This is a genomic window from Streptomyces sp. NPDC003042 (genome assembly GCF_053591315.1).
In genome coordinates this window covers 24,171-36,070 of the sequence record NZ_JBSFTP010000078.1, presented here as the reverse complement: position 1 = coordinate 36,070, position 11,900 = coordinate 24,171, and the positions used below count along the sequence as shown (strand labels likewise).

The following is an 11,900-nucleotide window of genomic DNA, read 5'->3' as shown; positions in this document are numbered from 1 at the left end:
AGCTGCTTCTTGATCACCTGCTTGTCGACCTTGTTCACCGTGCCGCCCGTGCCCGTGCCGTCCCCGCCCACCGCTGTGGCGTCGCCCTGGTTGATCGCGTCGGCACTGGCGTTACCGCCGGTGGCGTTACCGGTGTTGATCTCGCACTTGCCCTTGCACTCGCCGACACCCGAGTCGGCGTTGCCGCCGGTAGCGGTACCGCCGACCGTGGTGTTCTCGGCGTTCGCGTCCCCGCCGGTACCGATGCCGTCGGCGCTGTCGGCGGGAAGGAGGGCGACGGCCTGCGGGACGGCGGCCGGTGCTGCCATCGCGGTCGCCGGCAGGGCGATACCGCCACCCACCAGCGCCAGGGAAGCTCCGGCCAGGACGATACGACGGGTCGAGAAACGCTCGAACATGGGAATTCTCCATTCGACGTAAAGGGAATTTATAAACCGCCCCGCGAAATAGGTCGGGAGCAATTCTTTCGGCCTCGAACTCTCGGGGCCCCGGTGAGGACGTGCTTCAAATAAACCCTGCGGGAGGGCATGCGTCACGCCACTCGAATACGTGGCTTGACGTCTAAAACCGATCTTGGTAAAAGGCTGCCGCCATGCTGGGGCGAGCCGTCCGGCGCCCGGCGCAGCCTTCTGCACACAAGGACGTTTGGGGAGTCGAGGGCAAGCCGCACCTCTCGCTCCACAGTGATCACGACGGGCGCGGCTGGGGCGCCGGGACGCGCAGCCACCGCGCCACCCGGCGTGGCCGAATCGGGGCGTATGACGGGCCCATGACCTCAGCCGGGCATCGCATCGTGGTCCACGAGCCGAGCCCGACTGGCGGCCGCCACGTCTCCATCGGCCGCGACCAGCTCGGTACCGCTGCCGCCTGCCACGGGTCCGAACCGCCGCGGAGTCCGCGTGTCACCTGCCGCCGGTGGACACAGGCGGCCCCGGGTCAGACGGCTGTGCGCCGGAGCGGGAGCCCGGCTGCGGCCACGCGTACAGGCGGGCAACCATCGACGTCGACCCGTCCAGGTCCACCGGCACCTGATGGACGGCCCGTCCGTCCGCCCCGTGCTGCCGGGGCAGGACCGGCGTACCGCCACGCCTCACCCGACCACATGACAGCTCCGACACCGCCAGAGCCACGGCTGTGCCCCAGCCGCGCGCGCCGGTCACGGGCGGGGGGTGTTGTGGTGCTGGGGGTCAGTCGAAGTTCGAAGGTGGCGACTACGGGGGCATGGTCGGACTCCGGGAATTTGCCGTTGGTGGCGAAGGCGAGGGAGTCGTCGTGGAGGATTTCGTTGTGGATCTCTGAGCCGCGGTAGTGGGTCAGGAGATCGCGGGTGACGAGCATGTGGTCGATCATCTGCCCGCGGCCGCGGTGGAAGAGGGTGGGCGGCGTCGGACTTCGGCTTGGTACTGACCAGGGGCGCGCCGTCGAGGTTGGTGCCGGAGAGCAGCTCCTTTATCCGTATCGGCGCGTTTCGTGGAAGAAGCCGTCGATGACGTGCAGTTGCCCTGTGCGGGCAGCCTCGTCGTAGACGTGTTTGCCGACGGCGAGGTCGAGCACGCCCAGGCCGAAGGGTGAGAACACCACCGGCCGGTCTTGCGGCAGTGCCGCGCGTCCGGTCGTGACGTCGTGCAGCGTGCCGGTGAGGAAGTCGCGGTTCCCGGTGAGCTGCTCGGCCAGGTGGGGTGAGGTGTCGGCTTTGAGGCAGTGCTCGACGTCGTCGACGATGTTGGTCGAGGCGAGCAGGATCTCGGGGGCGAGGTCGCGCAGTGACACGTGCAGGACCAGGGGGTTGTGGTCGAACCATGCCGGGTCGGTGATGTGTGGCCGGCTGGCGACGGTCGCGAAGACCAGCAGGTCGCTGGAGCGGATCAGCTCCTCGGGGCTGTCGTGCACGGTGATCCGGGTGGTCGCATGGGTGGCTTGCAGGTAGCTCTGGAAGCCGGCCGCGCTGTCGGCAGAGATGTCATGCACGCCGATTTCGTCGAAGGACCAGCCGGTCGCGGTCAGGAAGGTATGGATGTAGCGGGCGATAAGGCCTGTTCCGAAGAATCCGATGCGGGTCGGTCGTGTCCCGCGGCCTTGGCTGAGCGTGTTGGCCGCTGATGCGGCCATCGCGGCCGTCCGGGTGGCGCTGATGATGGAGCTCTCCAGGCAGGCGAACGGGTAGCCGGTGTCGTGGTCGTTGAGGATCAGCACCGCCGAGGCCCTGGGGATGCCGGCCTGCACGTTGTCGGGGAAGCTGGAGATCCACTTGAGGCCGTCCACCGGCGCCTGCCCGCCGATCGATGCGGGCAACGCGATGATGCGGGCGGCCGGGCGGTCGGGGAAGCGCAGGAAGTACGACGGCGGGTTCACCGACTGCCCGGCGGCGTGGAGATCGTAGGTGGCCTCGATCAGCTCCGTGATCTGGCGTTCCTGGCCCTGGAGCGTGTGCTGGACCTGGGCTCCGGGGATCACGGCGAACGGGGGCACGGTGAACGGCGGTGGCGCCGCGTTCGGTTCGGACCTGGGGGCCTGCGTAGCGGTGGGACGGAACGTGGTCATCGGGTGCTCCCCTCGGGCGCGGCGGTCGGGGTGGGCGGGAAGGAGGCCGGGGGCCGCGGTTCGGCCATGGCGACGAGGACCTCGCGCGGTGGCTCGAACGGTTCCCTGCTGTGGGCGGTGCGGACGTTGTCGATGAGCATCAGGTCGCCCGACTGCCACGGTTCGCGGATGGTGTGCTCGGCGTAGACCGTGTTGATCAGCTGGACCACGTCCTCGCCGATCGGGTCGCCGTTTCCGAAGGCGGTGTTGAACGGCAGGGATTCGGGGCCGTAGACGTCGATGAGGTACTCCCTTACCTCGGGCGCCAGCGTCCACTCGTTGAGGAACGCGATCTGGTTGAACCAGCAGCGCCGGCCTGTGGCCGGATGGCGCACCACGGCGGGGCGGCGCTGGCGGGTGCGCAAGCTGCCGTCGCCTTGCCAGGCGAACTCGATGGCGTTGGCCCGGCAGTAGTTCTCGACGGCTGCCCGGTCGTCGGTGCCGAATGCCTCGGTCCAGGAGGCGCCGATGTCGTCGTTGTAGGTGCGGGTGAGCAGCCAGCCGTCCTGTTCGAACCGCTGGATGAGTTCCGGCGGCAGTGCGTCCAGGACCGTGGCGGAATCCGCGAGGGCGGTGGCTCCGCCCGTGGTGGGCGCCGTCAGGCAGGCCAGCAGCAGTAGACCGGGAGGGCTGTGGGTGTAGCTGAGCTCGTGGTGCATGCACATGGGCTGGTTGGCCGGCCACGCCGTAGAGGAGTACACGCCGGGGGTGTAGGTCTGACGGGGGGCGAAGGCTTCGGTGTCGGTCATCAGGGCGGGGGTCAGCTGGCCGAAGACGGCGCTCACCTGCCCGGTGTCGCACAGGCCGAGCCCGCGGACGAGTACGGCGCCGTGTTCGGTGACGAGGCCGCGCAGGGTGTGGCGGTGTTCGGCTGCCCAGGCCGGTAGATCGGCCGGGGCCGGGGTGGGGACGTGCAGTATCGGGGGTTTGCCGGGGTGCGGGTCTACCCGGGGCACGGACGCGGAAGTGGCCACAGGGGTGGGGCTGATCGGGGCGGGGCTGGTGAATGACATGGTCTTCGTCCTTTCGGTGGTGTTGAGAAGGAGGCCGGCGATCAGGGGGAGGCCGGCTGTGCGGTGGGGCGCTGGTGGGACGCGGTGTCCAGGAACCGGGCCAGATCGGTGAGGACGGGGTGGCGGGTGACGTCTGCCGGGGACACCGCGCGGTCCAGGGTGATGGCGAGTTTCACGGCCGACAGGGAGGTGCCGCCTCGGTCGAAGAAGTTGTCGCGCCGGTCGATCTGGCCTTGCGGAATGCCGAGCACGCTCGCCCACGCGGCCGCCAGCCGCTGTTCGGCGGGCGTATGCGGCGCCTGGACGTCGTCCTCGGCGGCGTGAAGGCGCGTGGCCAGGGCCGTCAGGGCTTTCCGGTCGATTTTGCCGTTGGCGGTCAGCGGGAGGCTTTCCTGCCAGTGGATGGCCGAGGGGACCATGTACCCAGGCAGTGACGTGCCCAGCCGGTCCAGCAGGATGCTGGTTTCGAGCGGGTGCGGGGCGGTGTAGAACGCCACCAGGTGGGTGCTGTGGTCGGGCCGTTCGGTGACCACCACGGCGCTGTCGCGGACCCCGGGTGCTCGTAGCAGGGTGTTTTCGATCTCGCCGGTCTCGATACGGAAACCGCGGATCTTGACCTGGTTGTCGCGGCGGCCGAGGAATTCCAGCTTGCCGTCGAGCAGCCAGCGGCCGACGTCACCGCTGCGGTACAGGCGCCTGCCCTCACGGTGTGGATCGGCAAGGTAGGTCGGCCGGGTGCGCTCGGGGTCGTTGACGTAGCCGCGGCCGACGCAGACGCCGGAGAAGGCGATCACGCCGGGTGCGCCGAGCGGCACCGGGTTGAGGTGCTCGTCGACGACGTAGAGGTGCACGTTGTTGACGGGCCGGCCCAGCGGGACCCGGTCGGTGTCTGGTGTGCGGTCCATGACCTCGTGGTTGGTGTCGTCGCTGGTCTCCGTCAGCCCGTAGGCGTTGACGAGCTTGATGTGGGGCTGGGCGGTGAACCAGCGCTGGGCGAGTTCCGTCTTCAGCGCCTCACCCGTGACCGACACGTACCGCAGGTCCGGCAGCGTCCGGGGGTGCTGCTCGAGATGGGACACGACGACGTCGAGGTAGGAGGGGACGACCTGCAGCACGGTGACCTGGCCGCGTGCGACGGTGTCGACGAACCGTGAGGCGTCGAGGATCGCTTCCTGCTCGATCAGCAGCGTCCGGCCGCCGACCAGCAATGGGGCGAGCAGTTGCCACAGCGAGATGTCGAAACACTGGGGCGCGGTCTGGGCGACCACCTGCCCCTCGCCGATCTCGAGGTCGTCGATCTTGGCGTAGAGGTGGTTGAGCATGCCCTGCTGTTCGCACATCGCGCCCTTGGGCTCACCCGTCGAGCCGGAGGTGAAGTAGATGTAGGCCAGCTGGTCGGGTGCTACGTCGATACCGAGATCGGTCGCGGAATGCTCCTGGCCGTAGACGGTGTCGACGAACAGCGTCTGGACCGCGGGCTGGGAGGCGAGGGCCGGCTGGAGGGTGGTGGTGACGCCCGGTTCTGTCATGACGAGCCCGCATCCGGCACGGGCCAGCATGGCTTTGATGCGTTCGGCCGGCAGGTGCGGCTCGATGGGCAGGTAGGCGCCGCCGGCTTTGAAGACGGCCAGGACGGCGGCCAGCCAGTCCAGGTTCCTCTCCATGGCCACCGCGACCACCCCTTCACGGTGTAGTCCTTGGGCCCGCAGGGCGCGGGCCAGCTGGTTGGCGCGGGAGTTGAGCTCCTGGTAGGTCCACTCCCGGTCGCCGTGCTGGGCGGCGACGGCATGCGGGTGCTGCCGTACGCGCTGCTCGAACAGCTCGTGCACTCGGCGCTCGGGCAGGTCGCGGGGCGGGCCGGCAAGGCCATGGAGCTGAAAACGGAGCTCTTCGGCCGACAGCAGGCTCTGACCTGCGTGATCGGCATCCGGGTCAGCGGCGATCAGGGCGAGCGCGGTCAGGTGATATCCGGCGATCCGGGCAGCGCAGTCCGCGTCGAGGACGTCGGTGCGGTAGCGCAGCCGCAGCGTCAGCCGTCCGTCGTCGTGGTGCGCGATGCCCACCCACAGTGCCGTGTCCGCGGCCAGGGTGCCGCTGTCCCGGGCCGGCGTACCGTCGGCGCCGGGGAGGTCGCCGCTGATGCCGGTGGGATCGAGCACGGTCTCGAAGGGGGGTTCGGCCAGGCCGAGTTCCCGCCTGAGGTCATCGACGGGGAAGTCCTGGTGGGCCAGCAGGTTCGCGAGGGCGTGGCCGGTGTGCAGCAGAAGGTTCCGCCATGAGCCGGGGCCGGTCGTCAGCCTGCAGGGCAGCGGCCGACGGCCGGCGGCAGCGACGTAACCGGTGGTGACCTCCTGTTCGCCGCTCAGCGCAGCCAGCACCTTCGCGTGGGCGGTCAGCAGCACGCGGTTCAGCGGCACCGCCAGGTCGTCCGCCAGCCGGCGCAATGCTGTCGCTTGGCCGGCTGGGACCGGCGTCTCGTACTCGGCCACGCCCTCAACCGGGAACCGGGTCCAGCGTGGAAGGGGGGTGAAGCCGCTGCCGGCGGCCAGGACGCCGTGCCAGAACTCTCTACTGGTGGATGCGTTGAGTGCCATAAGGGGTCTCTCCTGTGCTGGTACTGATGTGGTTGGGCATCAGGTGCGGCCGAGCGGGCTGGGGCGTTGGGGCGCGGCGCCGGACAGGTGTGCCGGCGGCGCGGCGGGTGGCGGGGTGTCGTCGGGCAGCTGCCGGGCCGGGTTTCCTCCCCACCTGGCCCGTTGCGGGACCTGCTCGCCTTTCATGAGGAAGGAGTCGCAGGCGAGCTGGACGCCGTCTGCCAGCGTCACGCCGTAGTGGACGAACGCGCCGGTACCGAGGGTGCAGCCGTCACCGATCGTGGTGCGGTCGGACTTGAAAGCGCCGTCCTCCTGCGAGTGGCACTGGACCACCGTGCCCGCGTTCAGCGTGCAGTCGTCCCCGATGGTGACGAGGGTGCGCTCCGGGAGGAAGCAGCCGTCGTCGAAGACCCGCTTGCCGATCCGCGCACCCAGCAACCGCCAGACGACGTTCTTGAAGGGGGTCCCGTCGAAGACCTGCGGGTAATCGACCGACGCCATCTTCCAGAAGCGCTCATGCCGCCAGAACGACGGCTCGTAGATCGAGCAGTACAGCGGTTTCTGGGCCTTGAATCCGGTGGCGGCCCGTTCGATCAGCGCGAAGTAGACGACGGTGAACAGCAGTGTGAGGACACCGGCCAGCGCGAACGCCGACGCACCCAGCGAGGGGTAGAGGGTGGTGGCGGCCAGGGCGACAAGGGTCACGGCGAAGAGGTGGATCCACCGCGCCATCAGGTACAGCCCCGCCGTGACGGCATTGTGGCGGTTCTTGGCGGCCAGGCGCCGGCGCAGCTCGCTGCCGCTCTCCAGGTCCTGGAACCGGGTGTCGCGCATCACCGTGCGTGGAATGGAGAAAGGAGGTGAGCCGAGCAGGCCCACGTTTTCCCGTACCTCTCCGTCGACCGGGACCATCACCTTCGTCGCCAGCAGACAGTTGTCACCGGTCCTGGCCTGCGCGGGATAGGCGATGCGGTTGCCGAGGAAGCTGTTGGCTCCGATCGAGACCCGGGACAGCCTGAATGACGAATTGGAGTATTCGGCATTGATGACCGACAGGCCGTCGGCGACCATCGTCTTGCTGCCCACCGAGGTCAAGAACGGGCTGTCGTGCTTCACTTCGGTTCCGAAGTTCGAACCGGTCTGTGTGACACGGGACAGGTCGTAGCCGAGATAGCGCAGGTAGTGGACGATCGCGGAGCTGTCCCCGAACAGCGCCGTGAAGAACTTCCTGTTCGTCAGGAGCGTGATGGCCCGCTGCAGACCGTAGTGGAAGCCGTACAGCGGACAGACCGTGCCGGGCTTGACCGCCAGATTGAGCAGGCGCGGTACCACGCCCTGGATCATCAGTCCGGCGAAAGCGGCGCCGAAGAACAGCACGAAGGATGCGGCCAGCGCACCCAGATAGAACGTCCCGCCGGTGAACGCCGAAGTCCCGGCCTGCGGTGTTGGAGTACTCAGCTGCGACAGCGGGGCCAGCAGCACGGTGACGCCGCCGGTGGCCAGCGGCAGAGACACCAGCAGCAGGGCGAGCAGCTGCCCGACGGTGTAGCGGACCTTCCTGGCGGTGGAGCAGTCGACGGAACCGACCGTACGGAAGTTCGTGCCGGTGGGCTCGGCCGGTGACCCGTGCCAGCGCTCGCCGGCGGGGACAGTCTGACCGGCGTGCAGGCTGGAGGCGTGCCCGAGCTGGGCCTCGTCGCCCATCGAGGTGTTGATGTCGAGGACGGTCTGTTCGCTGACGAGGACGTTGCTGCCGAGGGTGACGGGGCCGGTCTGGATGAGACCGGCCTGTGCCCGGTAGCAGGAGAAGAGCGCATCCTTGCGGATCACCGTTCCGTCACCGAGGGTGAGCAGATCGGTGCAGACGGGGATGTGCGTGGAGAAGATCGCGACATTGCGCCCGATCTTCGCGCCCAGCGCCCTGAGATATGCCACGTACACCGGCGACCCGGCGAACAGACGGACGGGGCTTGTGCGGATCAAGGTTTTGACCAGCCACCAGCGTACGTAGCTGAGGCTCCAGACGGGGAACTCTCGGGGCGTGAAACGACCGATGAGGGTCCACTTCGCCACGATCGGCACCATGCACAGGCCGACGAGACCCGCGCCGCCCGCCAGTACGGATCGCAGGTAGACATCGAGCGCACCGGTGCCGGCGGCGACCCACTCGAAGCCTCGGACCGCGGCCAGGGCAGCGAGGTAGGAATAGCCGAGGAACGCCAGGAACTGCAGCATTCCGCACAGCAGGTACTGCCTTGTGCCTGCCCGCGCCGCCGTCCTGCGCGCCGAAGCGGACGCCGGCGTCGAGGCTGGAACGGCCGGGACGGCCGGACGGGCAGATGGCTGGACAGGCACGGGCGCGGGCCGGGCCGCAGGCGCGGGGTGGGTGGGCGCGGGGGCCGCGGGCGTGGTGTGGGTGAGCGCGGAGGCCAGGCTGTTGACGGTGGGATGCCGGTAGACGTCCTTCATCGATACGGGCAGCAGGTCCGCCCGCTTCCTGACCCGGGCGCAAAACCTCGCCATCACCATCGAGTCAGCGCCCAGGTCATCAAAGAAGTTACTGTCGCCCGGCACTTGTTCCACGCCCACGACATCGGCCAGCACCTCCGCAAGGAGCCGCGCGGTCTCGGTCGCCGGGGCGCCGGATGTGCCCTGTGGCCTGCCTTCGGGCCCGCTGCTTGAAAGCGTTGAGGTGCCGGGCGGGGCGGCCGTCCAGGCATGGGTGGATTTCTCTACCATGTGTGCTCCTCGACGACGTTCCGGGCGCCGCAGGCCGCGGCGGTGGGCACTCGCCGGCCGCGCACGGGACCTGTGGCAGGAGTCAGCGCTCCCCAGGCCGCGAGGCCGTGAGCTCTCATCTGGTCACCACACAACAAAAACATGCTTATCCCACCTAAATGCGTATATTCCGCTGTCAGGAGATGCCTTTCGGCATGGATCGGGTGTTTGCGGCGCGCGGCAACGGTGACGTCGCATGCCGCGGTTTTCACTGCCGCTCCCGCGAACCACAAACGCTGCGGTTTGGTCGTTGCGGGTGCGGACGTCGTCTTCCGTCCGCGAAAGGCCTCAAGCGTTCAAGGGCGGATTCGTGATGCCATTCGTGATGCCGCCCCTCCAGTAGGCCCGGCCGGCACATACCCGTCACGCCGCTGAATGTCGTGACTTGACACCACGCACCCGCAGCGGTAAATGACCGCTGGTGCCGGTCTTCGCCTCTTGCGAACCCGCACGGACGTGGCGCCGGCCACCGGCCGCAGGCCGCCGTTTCAAGGCCGCCCACAAGGCTGCCGGACAGCCTGGGACACACCGACACGGCAGGACACCGGAAGCCCGACCGTCGGCGTACGGGAAGAGCGCTCAGCCAGGTAGACCGGTCAGCGTTCGCCGGCAGGAGACCGCGTGCGTGAGCCGAACGCCACACGTCGGACCAGCCCTGCCCCTGTGAAGCAGAGCAGCCCTCGCGGGAGACGCAGACGAGCCGCCCCGCGGGCACCGTCCCCGCCTCGGACAACCACGACCGCCCAGCGCCCATCCGTGATCGTGGCCGGTGTCAAGCCACGAAATCCGGTGGCATGACAGAGCTGCGGTCAGCCCGCGTACTGGAGGAGTCCCGAAGACGTAGCAGCAGGCGACGTCTTCCCCGAGCCGCCGCCCCATACAGGCCGGCGGCACCAGACGCCGCCGTGAGCGCATACAAGGAGGTGACCATGCCGGTCATATCCACCCCCCAGGAATTCAACCAAGACGACCTCTACGTCGACCTCGAGGCGATCACCGGGCACCGGCTGTTCCTCAAATGCGAAGGATTCAACTTCGCGGGGTCCATCAAACTCAAAGCCGCAACCGCAATGGTCGAGGCCGCCGAACGCGACGGCCTGCTCACCCCTGGCTCCATCCTGGTCGAGTCCTCCTCCGGCAACCTCGGCGTAGCGCTGAGCATGATCGCAGCCAGCAAGGGCTACCAGTTCGTGTGCGTCACCGACTCCCGCTGCAACGCGGCGACCCGGCTGCTCCTGGAAGCCCTCGGCAGCCAGATCCACATCGTCACCGAACCCTCCCCCACCGGCGGCCTGCTCGGCGCCCGCATCGACCACGTCCGTGCCCTGCGCGCCTCCGACGACCGCTACGTATGGCTCAATCAGTACACCAACCCCAACAACCACACTGCTCACTACCGCACCACCGCACCGGCCATCGCCCGTGCCTTCCCCGACCTTGATGTCCTCTTCATCGGGGCCGGCACCGCCGGGACCCTCATGGGGTGCGCCCGCTACTTCCGCACCTGGCACCGCCCGGTACGCATCGTCGCGATCGATACGGAAGGCTCCGCCACCTTCGGACACACGCCCAGTCGCCGCATGATCCCCGGCCTCGGCACCAGCATCCGCCCCCCGCTCCTCGACACCTCCTACGTCGACGACGTGGTACACGTCAACGAAGCCGAGACGATCCGCACGTGCCACCAACTGGCCCGCCACGGCTTCGTCTTCGGCGGCTCCACCGGCACCGTCGTCAACGGCGCCACCCAGTGGCTGGCCCAGCAGGAACAGCAGGTGACCGCGGTCGCCATCGCCCCCGACCTCGGCGAGCGCTACCTCGAAACCGTCTACCAGACCGACTGGGTGCAAGACCTCTACGGCGAGGACGTACTCCAGCCCCAAACCGCCACCGCCACCGCCACCGCCACCGCCACAACAGCCTGACCCGCCGAGCGCGCCACAGCCACAGGCCGTAGGCGATCGGCCCGGCGAGGGCCGCCTCGGCTGACCGCCACGCAGTACGGACACCGGGCCGGCCGGTGGAGGAGCCCGGCCACCTGGGCACGAACCGCCGCAGAACCCGTATCCGCCGCCCCGAACGGTTTCCAGCCCAGAACCCATCCCCGCTACGACCGGTCCCCCAGCCCTGAAACGACCACCTCGGCCTCAACGGCGACCGCGGCGGCATAGCCGTCATCCACAGCCACATCCCCGATCGTCCAGCCCGGCACCTTCGCCACCGCATCCGGTGCCGTACCCAGGTAGTCCAGCGACATGGAGCGCCCCAGTCCCACCCCCAGCCCTTTCAGATAGGCCTCCTTACGCGCCCAGACCCGGGCGAAAACCGCCGGCCTGTCCACCGCGCGAAGCCCCCTCAGCTCCGACTCCTCCCGCGGATGCAGACACCCCCCGACCTCCTGCGCCACCTCAAGGGACGGCACCGCCTCGATGTCCACGCCCACCGGCGTGCGCGCGAACGCGAGCAGGCACAGCCCGCCGCTGTGAGACAGCGAGAAGTGCACCGGGTTGCCGCCCACCACAGGGCGCCCATGCGGCTGCCCGCACAACGGACACGGCAGCCGCTGAAGCAGGACATCGACGGGCGGGATACCCAGGTACGCGCCCAGCAGCAGCCGCAGTCCCACATGCCCCGCCAGATACGTCTCCCTGTCCCCGGCCGCCCGCAAGGCCGCCGCGCGCTCCTTCTCGACCCCATCCAGCACCGAATCAGCCAGCCGGGCCACGACCGTCTTGAACTCCTGTGCCCGTACCAGCCACAGCCCTGGTGCCCCCGCCGTCGTCGGCGGCCGCTCCCACCCCCCGTCCCTCAACTCAACCGGCCAATGCACCGCACCCGCCATCATCCACAAAGCATACGAAAATCATTAAAACCATTCTAAAACCCCACCCCGGCGCCACCAGCGCAGGCATCGCGGACAGGGGCAAAAGGCGGA

Annotated in this window: 6 protein-coding genes and 1 pseudogene; 1 reads left to right on the top strand and 6 read right to left on the bottom strand. The window is 68.8% G+C overall.

The window, feature by feature from the left end; translation table 11 throughout:
• The 5 genes and pseudogenes from ACWDYJ_RS29365 to ACWDYJ_RS29345 form a co-directional block, all read right to left on the bottom strand.
• Positions 1–398, bottom strand: a pseudogene (locus ACWDYJ_RS29365) (hypothetical protein); the annotation flags it as partial.
• Positions 399–1,449: 1,051 nt separating this feature from the next.
• On the bottom strand, positions 1,450–2,541 hold the full coding sequence (gene sbnB, locus ACWDYJ_RS29360) for a 2,3-diaminopropionate biosynthesis protein SbnB (RefSeq protein ID WP_451568604.1): 1,092 nt from the start codon (positions 2,539–2,541) through the stop codon (positions 1,450–1,452).
• A complete protein-coding gene (locus ACWDYJ_RS29355; protein ID WP_451568603.1) occupies positions 2,538–3,593 on the bottom strand; it encodes a TauD/TfdA family dioxygenase in 1,056 nt (351 codons plus the stop codon). The genes sbnB and ACWDYJ_RS29355 overlap by 4 nt, the downstream gene beginning before the upstream one ends.
• Positions 3,594–3,634: 41 nt before the next feature.
• On the bottom strand, positions 3,635–6,187 hold the full coding sequence (locus ACWDYJ_RS29350) for a non-ribosomal peptide synthetase (protein ID WP_451568602.1): 2,553 nt from the start codon (positions 6,185–6,187) through the stop codon (positions 3,635–3,637).
• 39 nt (positions 6,188–6,226) lie between these two features.
• The gene (locus tag ACWDYJ_RS29345; RefSeq protein ID WP_451568601.1) at positions 6,227–8,926 is read right to left on the bottom strand and encodes a Pls/PosA family non-ribosomal peptide synthetase; all 2,700 of its coding nucleotides are present in this window, start codon (positions 8,924–8,926) and stop codon (positions 6,227–6,229) included.
• Between the two features lie 968 nt (positions 8,927–9,894).
• On the opposite strand from ACWDYJ_RS29345, the gene sbnA reads away from it, so the two are divergent.
• A complete protein-coding gene (sbnA, locus tag ACWDYJ_RS29340; RefSeq protein WP_451568600.1) occupies positions 9,895–10,890 on the top strand; it encodes a 2,3-diaminopropionate biosynthesis protein SbnA in 996 nt (331 codons plus the stop codon).
• A gap of 182 nt (positions 10,891–11,072) precedes the next feature.
• On the opposite strand, the gene ACWDYJ_RS29335 is transcribed toward sbnA, so the two are convergent.
• Positions 11,073–11,810, bottom strand: a complete 738-nt coding sequence (locus tag ACWDYJ_RS29335; protein WP_451568599.1) for a 4'-phosphopantetheinyl transferase family protein — start codon at positions 11,808–11,810, stop codon at positions 11,073–11,075.
• Between the last annotated feature and the right edge of the window lie 90 nt (positions 11,811–11,900).